The organism is Serratia sp. BIGb0234 (assembly GCF_024809915.1).
In the GTDB taxonomy this organism is placed as follows: Bacteria; Pseudomonadota; Gammaproteobacteria; order Enterobacterales; family Enterobacteriaceae; genus Serratia; species Serratia liquefaciens.
In genome coordinates this window covers 191,726-214,016 of sequence record NZ_JANUEI010000003.1, presented here as the reverse complement: position 1 = coordinate 214,016, position 22,291 = coordinate 191,726, and the positions used below count along the sequence as shown (strand labels likewise).

The following is a 22,291-nucleotide window of genomic DNA, read 5'->3' as shown; positions in this document are numbered from 1 at the left end:
GGACACGAAGGAGATTCCCATGGGACAACTCGTCGATGGCGTTTGGCAAGACATCTGGTATGACACCTCATCTACCGGAGGCCGTTTCAAACGCTCAACCTCTCAGTTCCGCAACTGGGTGACCGCCGACGGCCAGCCGGGCGAACACGGCGTCGCAGGTTTTAAAGCGGAGAAAGATCGTTATCACCTGTACGTTTCTCTTGCCTGCCCTTGGGCGCACCGCACTCTGCTGATGCGCAAATTGAAAGGGCTGGAGCAGATCATTCCTGTTTCGGTGGTACATCCGCTGATGCTGGAAAACGGCTGGACCTTCGGCACCGATTTCCCTGAAGCGACCGGCGATGATCTCTATCACTCAGATTTCCTCTACCAGCTTTACCTGCGCGCCGACCCGCACTACACCGGTCGTGTGACTGTTCCGGTGCTGTGGGACAAGCAGCAGCAAACCATCGTCAGCAATGAATCTGCCGATATCATTCGCATGTTCAACAGCGCGTTCGATGGCGTTGGCGCACGCGCTGGCGATTATTATCCTGCAGAGCTACGCGGGGAAATTGATGAGCTGAACGGCTGGATTTACGACCTGGTGAACAACGGGGTGTATAAGGCCGGCTTTGCCACCAGCCAGGAGGCCTATGACGAAGCAGTACACGGGGTATTCGACGCCCTGGCACGGCTGGAGCAAATTCTGGGACAACAGCGTTATCTGACGGGCGATCGCCTGACTGAGGCTGACCTGCGCCTGTGGACCACGTTGATACGCTTCGATCCGGTGTATGTTACCCACTTTAAGTGCGACAAACACCGCATCAGCGATTACCTCAACCTGTACGGCTTCCTGCGTGATATCTACCAGATGCCAGGCATTGCCGAAACGGTCAGTTTGCCGCACATCCGCAATCACTATTATCGCAGCCACGCCACCATCAATCCGCACGGCATCATTTCGATTGGGCCGGCGCAGGATCTCGACGAACCACACGGTCGCGACACGCGTTTCGGTTAACGGCAAGCTCCCCTTTACCTGCGGCAAGGGGGAGCGCTTACTGACGCTCCAACTGGGTGAACAGCCTTGGGATCTCGCGCAGGAACCAGGCTTTCGCCTCGCCCATGCTGTCGCGCCGCCAGGCCATGATAATGTCAACTTCACGGCTGTATTCCGGCCCCACCACCCGCAAGCGCCCTTCTTCGATATCTTTCTCGACCATCGGGTAAGGCATGGTCGCCACGCCCAGACCGGCCAACAGAGCCAGACGTTTATCTTCAATGGTGCTCACCGTCAGGCGCTGCTGCTTATCCAGCAATTGTACGGTCAATACCGGACGCTCCCTGGCGGTATCCGCTACCGCAATACCACGGTATTTCACCCGCGTGGCCTCAGCCAGCGGCTCTGGCTCCAGATGGATCGGATGGTCCGGCGCGGCCACATACATGCTCGTCACTTTGTACAGTTTGCGCGTGTTGATTTCAGACGAGGCGCGAAAATGCATGTCCGGGGCGATAACGATATCGGCGCGCCCCTGCTCCAGCCGCTCCCAGGCTCCGGCCAGCACCTCAGTGAAGATAGACACCTGGGTATTGGCTTTCAGCGCCAGCTTATCAACCAGCGGAAACAGCTTGCTTGGCGGCGACAAGGCCTCGCTGACGATAGTCAGATGGGTTTCCCAGCCGCGCGCCAGGGCCTCGGCGTCGGTGGTCAACTTATCCGCCGCCTCCAGCAGCACCCGTCCACGATCCAGCAGCATGCGGCCGACGTTGGTGAATTTGGTGCGGTGGCCGGAGCGGTCGAACAGCACCACGTCCAATTCTTCTTCCAATTTTTGCATGGTGTAGCTGAGCGCCGAAGGCACACGCCCCAGCTCATCGGCTGCCGCAGCAAAGCTGCCACGTCGGTCGATCGCATCCATAACCCTTAACGCTTCAAGCGTTAACGCCCGATCTCTGGCCATCGAATCTCTCTGTCAGGAAATTTGAATATGCCGACCAGATTAACTGGCTAACAATCCGGCGTCCAGATGCTTACCATCTAGATAATGAATTTAGAGAGCCAATTGCCATGATTACATGCAGAACAGCAAAACAATGCGGGCAAGCTGACTTTGGTTGGCTGCAGGCTCGCTACACCTTTTCTTTTGGACATTACTTCGATCCCAAGCTGATGGGTTACGCCTCGCTGCGGGTGCTCAATCAGGAAGTCCTGGCGCCGGGCGCAGCCTTGCAGCCGCGTACTTATCCGAGCGTGGACATTCTGAATTTGATCCTGCAAGGCCAGGCCGAATACCGCGACAGCGACGGTAACACGATGAGCGCCAAGGCCGGTGAGGCTTTGCTGCTGGCCACCCAGCCAGGGATGAGTTACAGCGAACAAAACGCCAGCAGCGATACGCCGCTAACCCGTCTGCAGCTGTGGTTGGATGCCTGTCCAGACACCAATAACGAACGTGTGCAGCGCCTGACGCTGCCAGCGAAGGGTGTGACGCTACTGGCATCGCCGGACGGCGCTCAGGGTAGCCTGCAACTGCGACAACAGGTGTGGATCCATCACCTGGATTTACAGGAAGGTGAGCAGCAGACGCTGGCATTGAATGGGCCCCGTGCTTACTTGCAGTCGATCCACGGTACCATTGAAGCCCAGGGCAACCATCAGGACAGCCAGAACCTGACGTGCGGTGACGGCGCATTTATCCATGATGAAAACCGCCTGACGATACGCGCCGCCACGCCGCTGCGTGCGCTGCTGATCGACTTGCCGGTGTGAGTCACATCCTGAAAGGAAAAAACCCCGCGTAACTTGCGTCACGCGGGGTTTTCTTTATAGAGGGAGCTGACCGGTAAGCCGGGTTCTGTCGTGGACAGTCATTCCTCTAGGCCAGCAATCGCTCACTGGCTCAAGCAGCCTACCCGGGTTCAGTACGGGCCGTACCATGTGAACCCCTATTTGGCCTTGCTCCGGGTGGAGTTTACCGTGCCACGAACTGTTGCCAGTCGCGCGGTGCGCTCTTACCGCACCCTTTCACCCTTACCTGATCCCGCTTGCGCGGGCCATCGGCGGTTTGCTCTCTGTTGCACTAGTCGTAGGCTTGCGCCTCCCAGGCGTTACCTGGCACCCTGCCCTATGGAGCCCGGACTTTCCTCCCCTCCACCTGTCTCCCCCGAAAGGGACGGCAGTGAAGCGGCGACTGTCTGGTCAACTCCGGCGCGGATAGTAGCGTTGCGCTCACTGCAGGTCAACCGCTTTACTGTTCTTGTTGCTCCAATGCGTGTTTATACAACGCATTTTTCTTCACGCCGTGGATCTCCGCCGCCAGCGCCGCCGCCTTTTTCAACGGCAATTCTTTTTGCAACAGCGCCAGCGTCCGCAACGCCTCCAGCGGCAGTGCATCTTCCTGTACTTTGTGGCCTTCAACGATCAGCACCATCTCACCGCGACGACGCACTTCATCCTCCTGCACCCAGGCCAGCAATTCGCCGACCGGCGCACCGGTAATGGATTCCCAGGTCTTGGTCAGTTCGCGCGCCAGCACCACGTAACGGTGCGGCCCCCACACGGTCACCATGTCCTGCAAACTTTCCAGCAGACGGTGGGTTGATTCGTAGAAAATCAGCGTGCGCGGTTCCTCTGCCAGCGCCATCAGCGTATCCTTACGCCCCTTGGTTTTCGCCGGCAGGAACCCTTCGTAACAGAAGCGGTCTGAAGCCAGACCGGCAGCACACAGCGCGGTGGTTGCCGCACAGGCGCCCGGCAAGGGTACGACGCGGATACCGGCTTCACGGCAGCGGCGTACCAGGTGATAGCCGGGATCGTTAATCAAAGGCGTACCTGCGTCGGAAACCAGCGCAATGCTCTGGCCTTCCTGCAATTTCGCCAGCAGTTGATCGGCCTTTTGCTGTTCGTTATGGTCGTGCAGCGCAAACAACCGCGCGCTAATCGCAAAGTGTTGCAACAGCAACCCGGTGTGGCGCGTGTCCTCCGCCGCAATCAGATCAACGCTTTTCAGTACCTCTAACGCACGGTGGGTAATGTCCCCTAAATTGCCGATTGGGGTGGGCACCACATACAGCGTTGATGCAGAAATGACTGATTGTTGGTGTTGATTCATTGTTTCATCCGGATTGCCGATTTAATATTAAGCATCTTGAAAAAAACATCACTGGATACAGTATGCTTTCCTCAACATTCGTTCGTACCAAAGCAGGGCGTTCAAAGCCTGTCCGACTTACCGCAGTTATCGCGGCAGCCCTTTTCCTTGCAGGTTGCCCGAGTCAGGCCCCGCAGACGCCGCCCGCTAATATACAGGACGAAGCGAGCGCCAGTTCCGATTACTATCTGCAGCAGCTACAGCAAAGCAGCAATGATAACAAGGCTGACTGGCAATTACTTGCTATTCGCGCGTTACTGCGCGAAGGGAAACTGCCGCAGGCCAGTGAACAACTGAACCAGCTGCCGAAAAACCTCAGCAGCGTTCAACTGGTGGAGCGCCAGTTACTGAGCGCCGAGCTGCAGGTGGCGAACAAAAGCTACGTCGCTGCCCGCACCACCCTGAGCCATCTGGATACCGGCTCGTTGTCGGCCAACCAACTGGTGCGCTTCTACCAGGCGCAGATCGCTGCCAATCAGGGTAAACCTTCCCTGCCGCTGATCCGCGCTTACATCGCACAAGAACCGCTGGTGACCGGCAAAGCGCACCAAACCAATCTGGACCAGACCTGGCTAGCCCTGCTGCAGCTGACACCGCAGGACATGAACAGTCTGGTGATCAACGCCAATGAGAATGTACTGCAGGGCTGGTTGGATCTGCTGCGCGTTTATCAGGACAACAAACAGGATCCCGATCTGCTGAAGGCCGGTATTAAAGATTGGCAGAATCGCTACCCGCAGAATCCGGCGGCGAAAACACTGCCCACTCAGTTAAACCAGGTACTGAACTTTACCCAGGCTTCCACTTCAAAAATAGCACTGCTGCTGCCGTTGAACGGCCAGGCAAAAGTGTTCGCCGACGCGATCCAAAAAGGGTTTGAAGCGGCGAAAAACGGCGTGACGCCTTCCGCTCCGGTACAACAACAGCAGCCTACCAGCGAACCGGTACAGGCTCCTGCTTCAACGGATCCCAATGCCAACGGCGCAGTAAGCACCTCGGCGCCGTCAGCAGATGCTGCCCCGGTTACTGCCGCTCAGCCTTCTGCTCCGTCTACCGCGCCAATTACGCCGCCGCAGGCCGCTAACGCGCAAATTAAGGTGTATGATACCTCCAGTCAGCCACTGGCCGCGCTGCTGACGCAGGCCCAGCAGGATGGTGCCACCCTGGTGGTCGGCCCGCTGCTGAAAGAAAACGTCGATCAACTGGCCGGCAGCACCACCACCCTGAACGTGCTGGCGCTTAACCAGCCGGAAACGCCGAAGGACAATCCGAACATTTGTTACTTCGCGCTTTCACCGGAAGATGAAGCCCGCGATGCTGCCCGCCACATTTGGGAACAGCAGAAACGGCAACCGCTGTTGCTGATCCCGCGCGGTGCTTTCGGCGATCGCGTTGCCAAAGCCTTTAATCAGGAGTGGCAAAAACTGGGCGGCCAAACGGTGCTGCAGCAAAATATCGGCTCCGCCGGTGAACTGCGTCAAATGGTGAACAGCGGCGGCATTCGCATGTCGGGTACGCCAATCTCCACCGCGCCGGCACCGCAGGCCGTTACCATTGCCGGGCTGACCATCCCTGCGCCACCGAGCGATACGCCAGCAGCCAGCGGCGGCAGCGTAGATTCGGTCTATATCGTCGCGACCCAGTCCCAGCTGACCTTGATCAAACCGATGATCGACATGGCCACCAACTCGCGCAGCAAGCCGGCGATGTACGCCAGTTCACGCAGCTACCAGGCCGGTGCCGGTCCGGACTTCCGTCTGGAAATGGAAGGCCTGCAGTTCAGCGATATCCCGTTGCTGGCCGGTGCCAACCCGCAGCTGTTGCAGCAGGCAAGCAGCCAGTTCCGCAACGACTACTCGCTGGTGCGTCTGTACGCCATGGGGATGGATGCCTGGACATTGTCCAACCACTTTGCTGAAATGCGCCAGTTGCCCGGCTTCCAGGTCTCCGGCACCACTGGCATGCTGACCGCCTCACCGGGTTGCGTCATCAACAGAAAACTGCCTTGGCTGCAATACCGCCAGGGCATGGTCGTTCCGGTCTCTTGAGTCAACGCGCCACAGGGGCGGGCTATGAATTACAGGCCCGCCACTATCTGGAACGCGCCGGGCTCACTTTCTTCGCCGCCAATGTTACGCTGCGCGGCGGTGAGCTCGACCTGATCATGCGCGATGGCCAAACCTGGGTGTTCGTTGAAGTACGCTACCGGCGCAGCGATGCGTTTGGCGGTGCAGCCGCCAGCGTTACCTATCGCAAGCAACAGCGGTTGCTGCATGCCGCCGCTGTTTGGCTGGCGGGGCGCGGAGCCAGTTTTGACACATCGTCTTGCCGTTTTGATGTTTTGGCCATTACCGGTAGCCAGTTAGAATGGATACCCAATGCCTTCAATGCGGATTAAACGCGGTTTACCGGTGCAGACCGGCCCTTTGACTTAGTGGATTAATACAACGTGCTGGATAGAATTAAAGCCTGTTTTACCGAAAGCATCCAAACCCAGATTGCGGCGGCGGAAGCTTTGCCCGACGCCATCTCGCGTGCAGCAATGACGCTGGTTCAATCCTTACTTAACGGTAATAAAATTCTGTGCTGCGGTAACGGCACCTCGGCAGCCAATGCTCAGCATTTCGCCGCCAGCATGATCAACCGCTTTGAAACCGAGCGCCCAAGCCTGCCGGCCATTGCCCTGAATGCCGATAACGTGGTGCTGACCGCGATCACCAACGATCGCCTGCACGATGAAGTCTATGCCAAACAGGTTCGTGCGCTCGGACACGCCGGCGACGTACTGCTGGCAATTTCCACCCGCGGCAATAGCCGTGATATTGTGAAAGCGGTCGAAGCCGCCGTGACGCGTGACATGACGATTGTCGCACTTACCGGTTACGACGGTGGGGAACTGGCCGGCTTGCTCGGTCAGCAGGATGTCGAGATCCGCATCCCTTCCCACCGCAGTGCACGCATTCAGGAAATGCATATGCTGACTGTAAATTGCCTATGCGACCTGATAGATAATACGTTGTTTCCCCACCAGGACGATTAAGGAACTGAGATGAAGCTAAAAGCCACATTTGCAGTGCTGTCCAGCGCCCTGCTGTTACAAGGTTGTATTGCAGGCGTTGTTGTTGGCAGCGCCGCCGTCGCCACTAAAACGGCCACCGACCCACGCAGCGTGGGGACTCAGGTAGACGATGGGACGCTGGAAGCCCGGGTTGAAAATGCCCTGAGCAAAGATCAGCAGCTGAAAAAAGAGGCTCGGGTGGTCGCAACCGCCTATCAGGGTAAAGTCCTGCTGACTGGCCAATCGCCAAGCACCGATCTGGCGGCTCGTGCCAAGCAAATCGCCATGGGTGTTGAAGGCACCACCGAAGTGTATAACGAGATCCGTCAGGGAACGCCGGTTAGCCTGAGCACCGCCTCCTCCGATACCTGGATCACCACCAAGGTCCGTTCACAGCTGCTCACCAGCGATACGGTGAAGTCATCCAACGTGAAAGTGACCACTGAAAATGGCGAAGTGTTCTTGCTGGGCCTGGTCACCCAACAGGAAGGCCAGTCTGCGGCGCAGATCGCCAGCCAGGTGAGCGGCGTGAAACACGTCACCACCGCCTTCACCTTCGTTAAATGATCCTTCAGGCAAGGGGCCTTCCCCTTGCCGCTTTTCTGCACGCTCCCCGCTGTTGTACCCTGGTTTAATGAGTCGCGTTTAAAGTCATCTCTCACTTCATTACGGATAAAATTCAAATGGACAGAATTTTAATCGGTTTTCTCACTGCCGTTTCTTTATTCACCGCCGGAGTTTCCGCCGCCAATCCGCCACAGGAAGCGCCCCACGCCGAGCACGCCCCAGCCCCGATGGCCGATCAAACCGTTGCTACCGAAGGCGCGATCACGGTCAACCAGGTAAAAATCAATTATCAGGCGCAAACCGGGGTGCTGGAATTGAGTAAAGACGACCCAGAAGATCCCGTGACCGGCATGTTCTATGTCGCGTATTTCAAAAAGAATGAGAATAAGAACGAGAACAGGCCGATTACCTTTATCTACAACGGCGGGCCGGGCTCCGCCTCGCTTTGGCTGCATATGGGGGCACTCGGGCCTAAACGGGTTATCGCTACTCAGCCAGAGAAAACACAGCTGGCGCCTTACCAACTAACCGATAACCAATACAGCCTGCTCAACGTCAGCGATCTGGTGTTTATCGATGCCCCCGGAACGGGTTACAGCCGCTTTTCCAGCAGTGCCGCCAGCCAACCGGAGAGAGCGCAGCAAAAATTACAGAGTGCCAGCAACGTTTATGGCGTCAACGGCGATGCTCAGGCTTTTTCTCAGTTTATCGTTCAGTTTCTAACGCATTACCAACGCTGGAACTCACCTAAATATTTATTGGGTGAAAGCTACGGCACTACCCGCTCGGTGGTATTGGCCGAGACGCTAAAAAATCAGAATATCGATCTTAACGGCATTATTCTGATGTCGCAGTTTCTGAACTATGACAATAATGTCGACGATCCCAATCAAAACCCCGGCGTCGATCAGCCTTACTACCTGGCACTACCCACCTACGCGGCCAGCGCGTGGTACCACCAGCGGCTGCCGGGCAAACACCAGAGCCTGCAAACCTTGTTAGACCAGGCCGAGAAGTTTGCACTGGGGACTTATGCCCAGGCATTGCTGCAAGGTGCCAATCTGCCTGAAAAAGATCGTCAAACGCTCGCCGAGCAACTTTACCAATTTACCGGCATTTCGGCCGATTATTGGCTCAAGGCCAATCTGCGCCTGAGTGGGCCGGTTTTCGCCAAACAACTGTTGAGCGGCCAGGACGAGACCATTGGCAGAATCGATACCCGCTATCGTGGGCCGTCGCTGGATAATATCGCCGAAACGTCCAATTACGATCCCAACATCAGTGCAATTACCTCCGCCTACGTCGCGCAATTCCACGATTATCTTGGCAAGACGCTGCATTTTAGCGCCGACCAAAACTATCGCGCATTTTCCGATGAGATCTACGACTGGAACATGTCCAGCAACAGCCGGGACAGATCGTTTAACGTGTTGCCGAGCCTGTCGCGGGTGATGAAAATGAATCCGGCAATGAGAGTGATGGTGATAGGCGGGGTTTACGATCTGGCCACGCCTTATTTCGTCGCCAAATATGAGATGAGCCATCTGCCCGTGTCGCCCAAGCTACGCGACAATATCCGTTTCTATTGGTATGACACCGGGCATATGCCGTACGTGGATGAACCGTCGCTCAAAAAGATGCATGCAGACCTGAGTGCGTTTATCAGTCAAAAACCCTGATACAAAATTCACTGCTAAAGAGACGGCTCCCCTGCCTGACGGTAGGGGAGCATCAGGTTAATCGAGCTTATTCTCTTTCAGGAAACCTTCCCCACCCAACTGGCGCATCTGGCGCATGATCCACTGCTGTCGCTGTATGACATAGCCGGAAGGCGCATTGGCCTTGAAGCGATGTGGATTGGGCAACACCGCCGCCAGCAGTGCGGCCTCCGATGCAGTCAGACGCTTGGCCGGTTTATTGAAGTAGCGCCGTGACGCTTCCTCTACGCCGAATACGCCGTCGCCGAACTCCACGATATTCAGGTATACCGTCAGGATCCGACGCTTGGTCCACACCAGTTCGATGCCGGAGGTCAAACCGGCCTCTAACCCTTTGCGCAACCAACTGCGGCCGTCCCACAGGAACAGGTTCTTCGCGGTTTGCTGCGACAGCGTAGAAGCGCCACGAATGCGCGTGGGCCGACGTTCATTGTGGCTGAACGCCTTTTCTATCGCCGCCACGTCAAAACCCCAGTGATCCGGGAACTTCTGATCTTCCGCCGCCATCACCGCCAATGCCATCTGCGGGGAAATCTCGTCCATCGACACCCAGTCGGAGTGCGCCACATAGCCAAAATCGCCCCTCAGCCAGGCACCGATCTGCCGCTCGACCATCACCGCAGAAAAAGGCACCGGTAAAAAAGCAAATACCAGGATACCCAGCAGCCAGGCACCAACCACTGCGATCAATCCGCGTTTCAGCCAAAACCATGGCCGGGATAGCATCGATTTGCCCACAGATTTTCTCATTCAGCCAAATCCAGCACCCGTGAAACCAGCTTATCAATCCCGCGGGCGGCCTCACCGATCGATTTCGCCAACATATAGGCTGGCGTGGTCACCACTTTGTTCTCAATATCCACCACGATATCGTCAACCGGGCAAATGACCGGCTCACCGCCCATGGCATCAATCACTTCACCGAGGTCAGGATCGTTGCCAATGGTCAGCCGCACTTGTTGATCCAGCAACTTTGGCAGCAGCGCCGGCGCGATGCACATAAAACCAATTGGTTTATTTGCCTTATGCATTTGTTGCGTTAGCTTCGCTAAATCTTTATCAATCCAGCATTCCGCCCCTTCGCTGGCAAAACTGCTGAGGTTCTTCGCAGCGCCAAACCCGCCGGGGACAATCAGGGCGTCCAGTTGGTCGGCATCGGCCTGTGAAAGCGGCTGGATCTTGCCTCTGGCAATGCGTGCAGACTCCAGCAAAACATTGCGCGCCTCTGGCATTTCATCGCCAGATAAGTGATTAATAACATGAAGTTGAGGTTTATCAGGCGCAAAGCACACCGCCTGTGCGCCTGCCCGGTCCAACGCCAGCAGCGTCAGGACGGCCTCATGGATCTCCGTACCGTCATAAACCCCGCAGCCACTCAGCACTACACCCACGTTTTTCATCACCCTTCCTCCTGTTGATACTGTCAACTGGTTAGTGCTCGGAGTAGTCAAACACTAATCTACATCACACATTTTAATGAATCTTCTAACAAGAGCGCTTACATTTGCTATGTTGTTGGCTGTATGATGTTTAGGAATTCTCTGCAACCTGCTCGACCAGAACACTAAATCCAATACGCAGGTTCACAATTTCCCTGGTGTTGGCGCAATATTCGCGCACCCCGGCCTAGGTCGGGGTCATTTTTTTTCAGCTTCCGCTACCCACGCCCGCAGTACCTGCACGTCGTTACGCCATTCCTGCTTCAGCTCATCCACCCAGTCCTGCACGTTATCCCACCACGCTGGCAACGTCGGGGTTTGAATTTGCTGTGCCAGTTGTTGCAGATGGCGCAGACCCACCGAACCCGCTGCACCTTTAATTTTGTGCCCTTCTTCCGTGATGCCTTTCTGATCACGCGCGGTCATATTGGAATCCAACACCGCCAGATAGCCCGGCATCATTTGCTCAAACATCTCCAGGCTCTGATGGATCAACTGCGGCCCCACCAGGTCCATGTACTGTTCCAGCATGGTGGTATCCAGTAAAGACTCATTAATCTGCATCGTCTTTTGCTCCATTTTCTTTGTGGTGTGAGAGGGTTGATGATCCCAGTAATGTTTAATCACCTTGGTCAGCGCCGGCACCGACAGCGGCTTGCTCAGCACGTCGTCCATCCCCGCGTCGAGATACTCTTTTTTGTCTTTCAGCACGTTGGCAGTCAATGCAACCAGCGGCGGCAGCGCCTGCCCGGCATAGCGCTCTCGCAGCACCCGGGCGATATCCAGCCCGGTCATGTCCGGCAACTGGATATCCAGCAACACCAAATCGAACTCGTCCGGATCAAACATCGCCAGCGCATCCTTGCCGTTCATCGCCACTTCGACGCTGTTGCCCAACTTCTCCAGCACCGAACGCGCCACAATCACGTTCAGCTCGATATCTTCGACCAGCAGGATATGCAGCGCCGGTAATGGCAGGGCCTCTTCCGCCTGCGTTTCACTTTCCGCTTCCTTCACCGCCGGCGCCTGGATGGTCAAAGTGAAGCAAGAACCGTGCCCTTGCACGCTGTTGACAGTGATATCGCCGCCCATGCTCTGCGCCAGGCGCTTGGAAACCGCCAGCCCAATGCCGGTGCCGGTCGCCGGACGGCCGCCGTGCTGGTCCTTGACCTGATAATACATGGCGAAGATTTTGTCCTGCTCATCCTTCGGAATCCCCATGCCGGAGTCTTCCACCTCAAACACCAACCGATCCTGCTCTTCGCGGCGTACGCGGACCACGATTTGCCCCTGCGGCGTGAACTTCACCGCATTGCCGATTAGGTTCCATAGGATCTGACGCAGGCGGGTACCGTCGGTGATGATTTGCTGCGGCAGCGGTTGCTGCGGCTCCATCACAAACTGCAGGCCTTTCGGCTGAGCCAACAGGCCGGAGAGGTTTTCCAGGTCCGCCAGGAAGCCGGTGAAATCTACCGGTTGATTGTCGAGCTGCACTTTGCGCCGCTCAAGCTTGTCCATCTCGATAATGTCGTTGAAGATATTGCCCAGGGTAATGGCGCTGACATGGATGGTTTTGAGGTATTTCAACTGTTCGTCGTTTAACTCGGTATCGAGCAGAATGCGGCTCAGCCCGACAATGCCGTTAAGCGGCGTACGAAGCTCGTGGCTGATCGTGGAGATGAAGGTGGTCTTATCCCTGCTGGCATTCTCCAGCGCGTCCTGATAGCGCTTACGCTCGGTTATATCGCGGCCGAAGCCCATCAGCCCATGCCGTTTGCCAACGCGATCGTAAAACGGCACTTTGCGCAGCTCAAAACAGGCCTTGCGCCCATCCGGATAAACCAGCCACTGTTCGTAGGTCAGCGAAACGTTGTGGCGGAACACTTTCTCATCCGTTTCTATCACCTTTTCGGCGATTTCCTGGCCGTAAACGTCATACGGCGTCAGGCCAATCAGCTGTTTTTCGCTTTTGCCGGTCAGTAACTCCATCGCCCGGTTACAGCCGGAGAATTCTTTGTCTTCGTTGCGGTAATACACCAGATCCGGCGAGGCATCGAGGAAAGAACGCAACAGCGCCGACTGCTGGCCCAGTTCGATTTGCGCCAGTTCGCGCTGTTCCATCTCTTCCGTCAGCTTGTCCATCACCTGCTGGCGTTCTTCTTCCGCCTTGATACGATCGGCAATTTCCTGATTCAGTTGGCTGATGTTGTCCTTAAGCTGCTGGTTCAGCTCCAGATCGCGATGGCGCATCTCTTCCAGCTTATCCACCAGCCGCGCCAGGCGCTGGCGTGATTCTTCAAGCTGTTCGACCACCACCGACAGAAAGTAGACTGCCCAGGGCGTAATCAACAGGCCGAAGAAGATTGAGCGCACCACGTCGATGCTTTCCACTTCGCCGCGCAGCAGCATGGTCACCGCCATCTGCACCACCATCGCCAGCACCACCAGCGCCGACGCCAGCAGCAGCGAAAAGCGTACCAGCCCCAGTTTTACCATTAAATCAACGTAGTACTGGGCTAACACCCGGATTTGCTTCATAGCCGCTCCCATCAGACAGAATCGTCTAAATCATACCGTAAAACACCGAGGAGATAAGGAAGCAAACGTCGAAGTGTGGGAAAGATTGCAAATCAAAACAGCGATCAAGGGCGATATTGCTGCTTTTCATCCAATCGGCTGCCCTGCCCGCCATGGCGTTGTAAATAGCCGCCGACCGCCTGCATGCCGTTCCAGCGGTTTTCGCACCATAACGGTGCCAACAGCGTCGGCCGACGCGCGCTGGCGGAAATACGGTGATATACCACCTCCTTCGGCGTGTGGCGGATCATCTCCCCGGCGCTGGCGGCGTATGCCTCAAGCGACAGTTCAGGCAACCGACCCACCTGCCAGGCCCGCGCCAGCGTGCTGCCGGTCACGATGTGCAGCGGATGCAGCTTGATGCCATCCACGCCGCTGTCCACCACCCGTTGTAACGTGGTCAGATGTTCGGCGGCGCTTTCCCCCGGCAGCCCAACAATCAGATGGCTACACACCTTCAGCCCGCGTTCGCGCGCCAGCCGGGCGGTGTGCTGATAACAGGAGAAATTGTGGCCGCGGTTAATGCGCTTTAGCGTTTTATCGTGCGCCGTCTGCAGCCCGAGTTCCAGCCACACCTCGTAGCCTTTTTCGCGGTAACTCGCCAGCAGATCCAGGGCGGCAGGTGGCACGCAGTCCGGCCGGGTTCCAACACAAATGCCGACCATATCCGCCTGTCCCAGCGCCTGGCGGTACATCTCCGCCAGCAGATTCACTTCTGCATAAGTACTGGTATAGGCCTGAAAATAGGCCAGGTAGCGTTTTGCGCGATTCACCCTGCCGGCCTGCAGCGCCAACTGTTCGGCGATGCTTTGATGCTGCATCTGTTCATCGGCAAAAGAAGCGACATTGCAGAAGGTACAGCCACCACGCCCCAACGTGCCGTCGCGATTCGGGCAACTGAACCCGCCGTGCAGGGTGAGTTTATGGATCTTTTCGCCGTATCGCCGCTGAAGGTCGGCACCAAACATATTGACTAATTGCGGCAACTGCATAATCTTGGGGGTCTCTGTGCTCAAAGCCCGTGATGCTAATAAAAAACGGCTTTTCCCGCGATGACAGAGATCAACGCTTTCTCCGCAAGGCTTCACCAAGCATAACTATTCATTATAAATGCAAATAAAATCATCTTGGCCGAGATGAATTTTTCTTATTTCCACGCAACCGTTAACGCCAGTATGACAAAGCGATGAAAAATAGTTGTAAAAAACAAAAAAGAATAATTTATTAGAATAAAACTCTGACATTCCCACCCGCACTAGCATGGTGCAGAGATTCAGGCGTTGCACTATAGTGAGACAGCTCACATTTCTTCGGGGGACGACACTCCTCCATGCAAGCTTAAAAAACGCCAAAAAACAATTAATATCAAATAATTAAATACAGTTATTTCATTAAAAAACCCCCTTAGGCCTATATTTGACCTGCGTATTCTTTCTCGCTAAGTTGGAAGTCCGCTGGAAGCTTTCTGGACGGGCAAACGTCTCGTCATATTTATGCAGTAATTTAAGACTCCCTCTTAAAACAAGTCATTTACCACTTGTGAGCACCATCACGAGAGGCCATTGACGGAGGGCGGAAAAGCAGATCGGCGATATTCAGCTTGCTGATTGGACTTCTGCCTGACGTTGAGAAGCCCGCTCGTGAGTCGGTTGTGAGAGTCACGCAGAGCCTGGGGAGGTTCACTGATATGTTGTACGATAAATCCCAAGAGCGGGACAACTGTGGTTTCGGCCTGATCGCCCACATAGAAGGCGAACCTAGCCATAAGGTCGTGCGTACCGCGATTCACGCACTGGCCCGCATGCAGCACCGTGGCGCAATCCTTGCTGACGGCAAGACTGGCGACGGTTGCGGCCTGTTATTACAAAAGCCCGACCGCTTTTTCCGCATGGTGGCGGAAGAGCGCAGCTGGCGCTTAGCCAAGAACTACGCCGTTGGCATGATGTTCCTCAGCCAGAACGAAGAGGAAGCCCGTGCCAGCCGCCGCATTGTAGAAGAAGAGCTGCAGAACGAAACGCTGTCGGTTGTTGGCTGGCGTGAAGTGCCGACCAACCCGGACGTTTTGGGTGAAATTGCCCTCTCCTCCCTGCCGCGTATTGAACAGATTTTCGTTAACGCCCCGGCCGGTTGGCGCCCACGCGATATGGAACGCCGCCTGTTTATCGCGCGCCGCCGTATCGAGAAGCGCGTCCAGGACGACAGCTTCTATGTATGCAGCTTCTCGAATCTGGTGACGATCTATAAAGGCCTGTGCATGCCTGCGGATCTGCCCCGTTTCTATCTTGATTTGGCGGACCTGCGTCTGGAATCGGCCATCTGCCTGTTCCATCAGCGTTTTTCCACCAACACCGTGCCACGCTGGCCGCTGGCGCAGCCGTTCCGCTACCTGGCGCACAACGGCGAAATCAACACCATCACCGGCAACCGCCAATGGGCGCGCGCCCGTACTTATAAATTCCAGACGCCGCTGATCCCGGATCTGCAAACGGCAGCGCCTTTCGTTAACGAAACCGGTTCAGACTCCAGCTCGCTGGATAACATGCTGGAGCTGTTGCTGGCAGGCGGTATGGACCTGATCCGCGCCATGCGCCTGCTGGTTCCGCCAGCCTGGCAGAACAACCCGGATATGGACACCGATCTGCGTGCCTTCTTCGACTTCAACTCGATGCACATGGAGCCGTGGGACGGCCCTGCCGGTATCGTGATGTCCGACGGCCGCTACGCCGCCTGTAACCTGGACCGTAACGGTCTGCGTCCGGCACGCTACGTCATCACCAAAGACAAGCTGATTACCTGTGCCTCTGAAGTCGGCATCTGGGATTACCAGCCGGATGAAGTGGTCGAGAAAGGCCGCGTGGGCCCTGGCGAGCTGATGGTGATCGATACCCGTAGCGGCAAGATCCTGCACTCTGCCGAAACCGACGACGATCTGAAAAGCCGCCACCCGTATAAAGAGTGGATGGAAAAGAACGTCAAGCGGCTGGTGCCGTTCGAAGACCTGCCGGCCGATCAGGTCGGCAGTCGTGAGCTTGACGATTCGCAGCTCGAGACTTACCAGAAACAGTTCGGCTACAGCAGCGAAGAACTGGATCAGGTGATCCGCGTACTGGGCGAGATTGGCCAGGAAGCTACCGGCTCAATGGGTGACGATACCCCGTTTGCCGTGCTGTCCAGCCGCCCACGCATCATCTATGACTATTTCCGTCAGCAGTTCGCGCAGGTGACCAACCCGCCTATCGATCCGCTGCGCGAAGCGCACGTCATGTCGCTGGCCACCAGCATCGGCCGCGAAATGAACGTGTTTTGCGAGGCCGAAGGCCAGGCGCACCGTTTAAGCTTTAAATCGCCGATCCTGCTGTATTCCGACTTCAAACAGCTCACTACGCTGGAAGGCGAATACTATCGGGCCGACACGCTCGATCTGACCTTTGATCCGGCGGAGCAGGATCTGGAGCAGACCATCCGTTCGCTGTGCGACGAAGCGGAACGTAAAGTCCGCGACGGCGCCGTGCTGCTGGTGCTGTCAGACCGCGCCATCACCCCCCAACGCCTGCCGGTGCCTGCGCCAATGGCCGTTGGTGCGATCCAGACCCGTCTGGTCGAGAAAAGCCTGCGCTGCGACGCCAACATCATTGTTGAAACCGCCAGTGCCCGTGACCCGCACCATTTTGCCGTGCTGTTAGGCTTTGGCGCGACGGCGGTCTACCCCTACCTGGCTTACGAAACGCTGGCCAAATTGGTAGATACCCAGGCAATCGACAAGAAATACCGTGAAGTGATGCTGAACTACCGTAACGGCATCAATAAAGGCTTGTACAAGATCATGTCCAAAATGGGCATCTCTACTATCGCCTCTTACCGCTGCGCTAAACTGTTCGAAGCCGTCGGCCTGCACCGCGATCTGTCCGATTTGTGTTTCCAGGGCGTGGTCAGCCGCATCGGCGGCGCCAGCTTCAGCGACATCCAACAGGATCTGCAGAACCTGTCCAAGCGTGCGTGGTTGAAACGTAAACCGCTGGAACAGGGCGGCCTGCTGAAGTTTGTCCACGACGGCGAGTACCATGCGTACAACCCTGACGTGGTGAGCACGTTGCAAACGGCAGTGCACAGCGGCAAATACAGCGACTATCAGGCTTACGCCAAGCTGGTGAACGAGCGCCCGGTGGCCATGCTGCGCGACCTGTTGGCCATCACGCCGAAGGGCACGCCAATTCCGGTTGATCAGGTTGAACCTGCTGAATCGCTGTTCAAACGTTTCGATACCGCAGCGATGTCCATCGGTGCCCTGAGCCCGGAAGCGCACGAGTCGTTGGCGATCGCCATGAACAGCCTCGGCGGTTTCTCCAACTCCGGCGAAGGCGGTGAAGATCCGGCCCGTTACGGCACCAACAAAGTGTCGCGCATCAAGCAGGTGGCATCCGGCCGTTTCGGCGTGACGCCGGCTTACCTGGTGAATGCCGATGTGATCCAAATTAAAGTGGCGCAAGGAGCCAAGCCGGGTGAAGGCGGCCAGTTGCCGGGGGATAAGGTTACCCCTTATATCGCCAAGCTGCGTTATTCGGTACCGGGCGTGACGCTGATTTCGCCACCACCGCACCACGACATCTACTCGATTGAAGATCTGGCACAGCTGATTTTCGACCTGAAACAGGTCAACCCGAAGGCCATGATCTCGGTGAAACTGGTTTCCGAACCGGGCGTGGGCACCATCGCCACCGGCGTGGCGAAAGCCTATGCCGATCTGATCACCATCGCCGGCTACGACGGCGGCACCGGCGCCAGCCCGCTGTCTTCAGTGAAATACGCCGGCTGTCCGTGGGAATTGGGCCTGGTGGAAACCCAGCAAGCGTTGGTGGCCAACGGCCTGCGCCATAAAATCCGCCTGCAGGTGGATGGTGGCCTGAAAACCGGTGTGGATATCGTGAAAGCGGCAATTTTGGGTGCGGAAAGCTTCGGCTTCGGCACCGGTCCAATGGTGGCGCTGGGTTGTAAGTACTTGCGTATCTGTCACCTGAACAACTGCGCTACCGGCGTGGCAACTCAGGATGAAAAACTGCGCCGCGATCATTACCACGGCCTGCCGGAACGCGTGACCAACTACTTCCAGTTTATCGCGCGCGAAACCCGCGAGATCATGGCGCAGTTAGGGGTTAGCCAACTGGTGGATCTGATTGGTCGTACCGATTTCCTGACCGAACTGGACGGTATCTCCGCCAAGCAGAACAAGCTGGATCTGTCGCCGTTGCTGAAAACCGCCACGCCGCATCCGGGCAAGGCGCTGCATTGCACCGAAAGCAGCAACCCGCCGTTCGACCAAGGGTTGATGAACAAGGATCTGCTGGCACAGGCGGAACCGCATATTGAAGCGAAAAGCAGCAAAGCCTTCTACTTCGATATCCGCAACACCGACCGTTCAGTGGGCGCTACCCTGTCCGGAGCCATCGCTACCGTGCACGGTGACCAGGGCATGGCGGCCGATCCGATCAAGGCCTACTTCTCCGGTACCGCCGGCCAGAGCTTCGGCGTATGGAATGCGGGCGGCGTAGAACTGACCCTGACCGGCGACGCCAACGACTACGTTGGCAAAGGCATGGCCGGGGGCCGTATCGCCGTGCGTCCACCGATTGGCTCCGCGTTCCGCAGTCATGAAGCCAGCATTATCGGCAACACCTGCCTGTACGGCGCTACCGGCGGCAAGCTGTTCGCTGCGGGCCGTGCGGGTGAACGCTTCGCCGTACGTAACTCCGGTGCCATCACCGTGGTAGAAGGCATCGGCGACAACGGTTGTGAATACATGACCGGCGGCATCGTCTGCGTGCTGGGTAAAACCGGCATCAACTTTGGTGCGGGCATGACCGGCGGCTTCGCCTACGTGCTGGATGAAGACGGCGAGTTCCGTAAACGTGTGAACCCAGAACTGGTGGAAGTGTTGGATGTCGACCAACTGGCAATTCATGAAGAGCACCTGCGCGGATTGATTACCGAGCACGTGCAGGCGACCGGTTCTTCGCGTGCGGAAGAGGTCCTGGCCAACTGGCCGGAATGGGCACCGAAGTTTGCTCTGGTCAAGCCGAAGTCCAGTGATGTCAAAGCATTGTTGGGTCACCGTAGTCGTTCCGCAGCCGAGCTGCGGGTTCAGGCGCAGTAAGAGGTCATTAAATGAGTCAGAATGTTTATCAATTTATCGACCTGCAGCGCGTTGATCCGCCAAAGAAACCGCTGAAGATCCGTAAAATTGAGTTTGTAGAGATTTACGAGCCGTTTTCGGAAACTCAGGCGAAAGCGCAGGCGGACCGCTGCCTGTCTTGCGGTAACCCTTATTGCGAATGGAAATGCCCGGTTCACAACTACATCCCGAACTGGCTGAAGCTGGCGAATGAAGGTCGCATCATGGAGGCGGCGGATCTGGCGCACCAGACCAACAGCCTGCCGGAAGTCTGCGGCCGCGTTTGCCCACAGGATCGCCTGTGTGAAGGCTCTTGTACTCTCAACGATGAGTTCGGTGCGGTGACCATCGGTAACATCGAGCGCTATATCAGCGACAAAGCGATCGAAATGGGCTGGAAGCCGGACATGTCCCATGTGCTGCCTACCGGCAAACGGGTGGCGGTGATCGGTGCCGGTCCTGCCGGTCTGGCCTGTGCCGATGTGCTGACCCGCAACGGCGTGAAAGCGGTGGTTTACGATCGTCATCCCGAGATCGGTGGCCTGCTGACCTTCGGTATTCCGGCCTTCAAGCTGGAAAAAGAAGTGATGGTGAAGCGCCGTGGCATCTTCAGTGAGATGGGCATTGAATTCCAACTCAACACTGAAGTGGGCAAAGACATCTCCATGGAAACGCTGCTGAGTGAGTTTGACGCGGTGTTCCTTGGCGTCGGTACTTATCAGTCGATGCGTGGTGGTCTGGAGAATGAAGACGCGCCGGGAGTCTACGACGCATTGCCGTTCCTGATCGCCAACACCAAACAGCTGATGGGTTATCAAGCCGAGCAGCATGAACCGTATGTCAGCATGGAAGGCAAGCGCGTGGTGGTACTGGGCGGCGGTGATACCGCGATGGACTGCGTACGCACCTCTATCCGTCAGGGCGCCACCGAGGTTATCTGCGCCTACCGTCGTGATGAAGCCAACATGCCAGGCTCCAAGCGCGAAGTGAAAAACGCGCGTGAGGAAGGGGTTGATTTCAAATTTAACCTGCAGCCGCTGAGCATCGAACTGAACAGCGCCGGCCGCGTCGCCGGTGTGAAAATGGTTCGTACCCAGCTGGGCGCGCCAGACGCCAATGGTCGTCAGGTTGCAGAACAGGTGCCAGGCTCCGAGCACGTTATCGATGCCGATGCCGTGGTCATGGCGTTTGGTTTCCGTCCGCACCAGATGGACTGGCTGGCTGCCCACGACGTCGAGCTCGACAAGCAAGGTCGTATCGTGGCACCGGAAAGCACCGATAACGCCTTCCAGACCAGCAACCCGAAAATCTTCGCCGGTGGCGATGCGGTACGCGGTTCTGACCTGGTGGTGACGGCGATTGCCGAAGGGCGTAAAGCCGCCGATGGCATCATGAGCTATCTGGAAGTGTAATTTTTCGCTGACTTCCCCCCAAGGGCCCGCAGCCAAAACTGCCGGGCCTTTGTTTTTTCACCGCAGCCCACACGCTTTGTAACACCCCCTTTTGCCCAACGCGCTATAGTATTGAGTTAGCATCACTCAGGGGCGCTGCTGCGTCTGATATCTTGATAAGGATAGCTAACCATGAAATTCTCCTTTGCCTTACTGACTGGCGCACTGCTGGTTGTCAGCTTCAATTCACTGGCCATGTCGCTCGACTCTCAGGAAGTGGGTTATAACATTGAGGCACGCGGTGCGGCGTCGGTGGTCGCACAACTGGCTAAAGCAGGCCAGCTTGCCGCGGTAGAAAAAAACATCAAACTGGGCGACGATAACTGGATCGCGCTGGCCCCTAAACTGGCCAATGGCGGTAACGCCTCATTTACCGCAGGCGTGAAGTCAGCCCTGTCTTCCGCGTTGGTCTATAACCCCGCGGCGGTGCTGCATGCCCTCGACAAAGGCAATAACTTACCGATCAACGATATCTGTACCGCGCCGCCGGAAGTGCAAGGTGATACCGCTATCACCACGTTCAAGCAGCGCGCCACCCATGCACTCACCACCGTCCGTATCGGCGATCTCAGTGCACCGCGTGACGCCTGTATCGCCTCATTGAAAAGCTAAGCCAAGCTGGATCGCAGGCAATAAAAAAGGTCGCCGAAGCGACCTTTGGTGTTCACTACCGCGAGGTTATTTCACCACGCGCAGTGCCGGGCGGCCACCACGTGGCGGCGGAGGCGGTTCATCGTCCGAATCGTTATCTTCACTCAGATCCGGCCGATCGCCATCAATCACCGACATCAGGCTTTCCGATGGGATCGTCTCATTGTCCAGGCCTTCAAACGCGCCTTCCGCTTCATAAGCGGCTTCCGGTTCGAACATGGTGCCTGCACCGTTCTCACGCGCATAGATCGCCAGCACGGCTGCCATTGGCACAGAAACCTGACGCGGCACACCGCCGAAACGTGCGTTGAAATGCACTTCGTCGTTGCCCAGTTCCAGATTGCCCACCGCACGCGGCGCAATGTTCAGAACAATCTGTCCATCGCGGGCGAATTCCATCGGCACTTGCACATCAGGACGCGTCACATCTACCACCAGATGCGGTGTTAGCTGATTGTCCAGCAACCAGTCATAGAACGCCCGCAGCAAGTACGGACGGCGTGGTGTCATCTGAGACATATCCAT

Annotated in this window: 17 protein-coding genes and 1 other RNA gene; 10 read left to right on the top strand and 8 right to left on the bottom strand. The window is 56.8% G+C overall.

Annotation, left to right across the window (positions count from 1 at the left end; all coding sequences use genetic code 11):
• Positions 1-19: 19 nt before the first annotated feature.
• Entirely contained in the window at positions 20-1,006 is a 987-nt protein-coding gene (locus M2407_RS13840) for a glutathione S-transferase family protein (protein WP_129984011.1), read from the top strand.
• Between the two features lie 37 nt (positions 1,007-1,043).
• Here M2407_RS13840 and M2407_RS13835 read toward each other — a convergent pair whose 3' ends face one another.
• Positions 1,044-1,949: a LysR family transcriptional regulator gene (locus M2407_RS13835; protein ID WP_041414994.1), complete on the bottom strand. Its 906-nt coding sequence runs from the start codon at positions 1,947-1,949 to the stop codon at positions 1,044-1,046.
• A 107-nt stretch (positions 1,950-2,056) separates the two neighbouring features.
• Between M2407_RS13835 and M2407_RS13830 the strand changes: the two genes are divergently transcribed.
• Positions 2,057-2,758, top strand: coding sequence for a pirin family protein (locus M2407_RS13830; protein ID WP_046372563.1), 702 nt, complete (start codon positions 2,057-2,059; stop codon positions 2,756-2,758).
• Between the two features lie 58 nt (positions 2,759-2,816).
• Here the strand turns inward: M2407_RS13830 and rnpB are convergent.
• Positions 2,817-3,195, bottom strand: an RNA gene (rnpB, locus tag M2407_RS13825) — RNase P RNA component class A.
• A 41-nt stretch (positions 3,196-3,236) separates the two neighbouring features.
• A complete protein-coding gene (rsmI, locus tag M2407_RS13820) occupies positions 3,237-4,100 on the bottom strand; it encodes a 16S rRNA (cytidine(1402)-2'-O)-methyltransferase (RefSeq protein ID WP_020831815.1) in 864 nt (287 codons plus the stop codon).
• Positions 4,101-4,162: 62 nt separating this feature from the next.
• On the opposite strand from rsmI, the gene M2407_RS13815 reads away from it, so the two are divergent.
• From M2407_RS13815 to M2407_RS13795, 5 genes are all read left to right on the top strand, one after another.
• Positions 4,163-6,187: a penicillin-binding protein activator gene (locus M2407_RS13815; RefSeq protein WP_128864530.1), complete on the top strand. Its 2,025-nt coding sequence runs from the start codon at positions 4,163-4,165 to the stop codon at positions 6,185-6,187.
• Positions 6,184-6,537, top strand: a complete 354-nt coding sequence (locus tag M2407_RS13810; protein ID WP_020831818.1) for a YraN family protein — start codon at positions 6,184-6,186, stop codon at positions 6,535-6,537. The genes M2407_RS13815 and M2407_RS13810 overlap by 4 nt, the downstream gene beginning before the upstream one ends.
• A gap of 51 nt (positions 6,538-6,588) precedes the next feature.
• Positions 6,589-7,179: a DnaA initiator-associating protein DiaA gene (diaA, locus tag M2407_RS13805; RefSeq protein WP_020831820.1), complete on the top strand. Its 591-nt coding sequence runs from the start codon at positions 6,589-6,591 to the stop codon at positions 7,177-7,179.
• A gap of 9 nt (positions 7,180-7,188) precedes the next feature.
• On the top strand, positions 7,189-7,764 hold the full coding sequence (gene dolP / locus M2407_RS13800) for a division/outer membrane stress-associated lipid-binding lipoprotein (RefSeq protein WP_020831822.1): 576 nt from the start codon (positions 7,189-7,191) through the stop codon (positions 7,762-7,764).
• Between the two features lie 116 nt (positions 7,765-7,880).
• The gene (locus M2407_RS13795; protein ID WP_128864529.1) at positions 7,881-9,443 is read left to right on the top strand and encodes a S10 family peptidase; all 1,563 of its coding nucleotides are present in this window, start codon (positions 7,881-7,883) and stop codon (positions 9,441-9,443) included.
• 57 nt (positions 9,444-9,500) lie between these two features.
• On the opposite strand, the gene mtgA is transcribed toward M2407_RS13795, so the two are convergent.
• The 4 genes from mtgA to M2407_RS13775 form a co-directional block, all read right to left on the bottom strand.
• The gene (mtgA, locus tag M2407_RS13790) at positions 9,501-10,232 is read right to left on the bottom strand and encodes a monofunctional biosynthetic peptidoglycan transglycosylase (protein WP_020831828.1); all 732 of its coding nucleotides are present in this window, start codon (positions 10,230-10,232) and stop codon (positions 9,501-9,503) included.
• Positions 10,229-10,882: an isoprenoid biosynthesis glyoxalase ElbB gene (gene elbB / locus M2407_RS13785; RefSeq protein WP_020831829.1), complete on the bottom strand. Its 654-nt coding sequence runs from the start codon at positions 10,880-10,882 to the stop codon at positions 10,229-10,231. Before elbB ends, mtgA begins: the two co-directional genes overlap by 4 nt.
• Before the next feature lie 237 nt (positions 10,883-11,119).
• On the bottom strand, positions 11,120-13,459 hold the full coding sequence (arcB, locus tag M2407_RS13780) for an aerobic respiration two-component sensor histidine kinase ArcB (RefSeq protein ID WP_046372558.1): 2,340 nt from the start codon (positions 13,457-13,459) through the stop codon (positions 11,120-11,122).
• Positions 13,460-13,563: 104 nt separating this feature from the next.
• Complete coding sequence (locus tag M2407_RS13775; protein WP_128864571.1) at positions 13,564-14,490, bottom strand: TIGR01212 family radical SAM protein; 927 nt, start codon at positions 14,488-14,490, stop codon at positions 13,564-13,566.
• Between the two features lie 695 nt (positions 14,491-15,185).
• Between M2407_RS13775 and gltB the strand changes: the two genes are divergently transcribed.
• The 3 genes from gltB to M2407_RS13760 all read left to right on the top strand — a co-directional run bounded on the left by gltB (position 15,186) and on the right by M2407_RS13760 (position 21,727).
• Complete coding sequence (gene gltB / locus M2407_RS13770) at positions 15,186-19,646, top strand: glutamate synthase large subunit (RefSeq protein ID WP_176984406.1); 4,461 nt, start codon at positions 15,186-15,188, stop codon at positions 19,644-19,646.
• An 11-nt stretch (positions 19,647-19,657) separates the two neighbouring features.
• Positions 19,658-21,076: a glutamate synthase small subunit gene (locus M2407_RS13765; RefSeq protein ID WP_122080293.1), complete on the top strand. Its 1,419-nt coding sequence runs from the start codon at positions 19,658-19,660 to the stop codon at positions 21,074-21,076.
• Positions 21,077-21,247: 171 nt separating this feature from the next.
• A complete protein-coding gene (locus M2407_RS13760) occupies positions 21,248-21,727 on the top strand; it encodes a hypothetical protein (protein WP_020831834.1) in 480 nt (159 codons plus the stop codon).
• Between the two features lie 66 nt (positions 21,728-21,793).
• On the opposite strand, the gene sspB is transcribed toward M2407_RS13760, so the two are convergent.
• Entirely contained in the window at positions 21,794-22,291 is a 498-nt protein-coding gene (sspB, locus tag M2407_RS13755; protein WP_046372555.1) for a ClpXP protease specificity-enhancing factor, read from the bottom strand.

What these genes read in the sequence shown, in the direction of transcription:
- M2407_RS13840 (WP_129984011.1), top strand. Translation starts at nt 20, where the DNA reads ATGGGACAACTCGTCGATGGCGTTTGGCAAGACATCTGGTATGACACC.
- M2407_RS13835 (WP_041414994.1), bottom strand. Translation starts at nt 1,949, where the DNA reads ATGGCCAGAGATCGGGCGTTAACGCTTGAAGCGTTAAGGGTTATGGAT.
- M2407_RS13830 (WP_046372563.1), top strand. Translation starts at nt 2,057, where the DNA reads ATGATTACATGCAGAACAGCAAAACAATGCGGGCAAGCTGACTTTGGT.
- rsmI (WP_020831815.1), bottom strand. Translation starts at nt 4,100, where the DNA reads ATGAATCAACACCAACAATCAGTCATTTCTGCATCAACGCTGTATGTG.
- M2407_RS13815 (WP_128864530.1), top strand. Translation starts at nt 4,163, where the DNA reads ATGCTTTCCTCAACATTCGTTCGTACCAAAGCAGGGCGTTCAAAGCCT.
- dolP (WP_020831822.1), top strand. Translation starts at nt 7,189, where the DNA reads ATGAAGCTAAAAGCCACATTTGCAGTGCTGTCCAGCGCCCTGCTGTTA.
- M2407_RS13795 (WP_128864529.1), top strand. Translation starts at nt 7,881, where the DNA reads ATGGACAGAATTTTAATCGGTTTTCTCACTGCCGTTTCTTTATTCACC.
- mtgA (WP_020831828.1), bottom strand. Translation starts at nt 10,232, where the DNA reads ATGAGAAAATCTGTGGGCAAATCGATGCTATCCCGGCCATGGTTTTGG.
- elbB (WP_020831829.1), bottom strand. Translation starts at nt 10,882, where the DNA reads ATGAAAAACGTGGGTGTAGTGCTGAGTGGCTGCGGGGTTTATGACGGT.
- arcB (WP_046372558.1), bottom strand. Translation starts at nt 13,459, where the DNA reads ATGAAGCAAATCCGGGTGTTAGCCCAGTACTACGTTGATTTAATGGTA.
- M2407_RS13775 (WP_128864571.1), bottom strand. Translation starts at nt 14,490, where the DNA reads ATGCAGTTGCCGCAATTAGTCAATATGTTTGGTGCCGACCTTCAGCGG.
- gltB (WP_176984406.1), top strand. Translation starts at nt 15,186, where the DNA reads ATGTTGTACGATAAATCCCAAGAGCGGGACAACTGTGGTTTCGGCCTG.
- M2407_RS13765 (WP_122080293.1), top strand. Translation starts at nt 19,658, where the DNA reads ATGAGTCAGAATGTTTATCAATTTATCGACCTGCAGCGCGTTGATCCG.
- M2407_RS13760 (WP_020831834.1), top strand. Translation starts at nt 21,248, where the DNA reads ATGAAATTCTCCTTTGCCTTACTGACTGGCGCACTGCTGGTTGTCAGC.
- sspB (WP_046372555.1), bottom strand. Translation starts at nt 22,291, where the DNA reads ATGGATATGTCTCAGATGACACCACGCCGTCCGTACTTGCTGCGGGCG.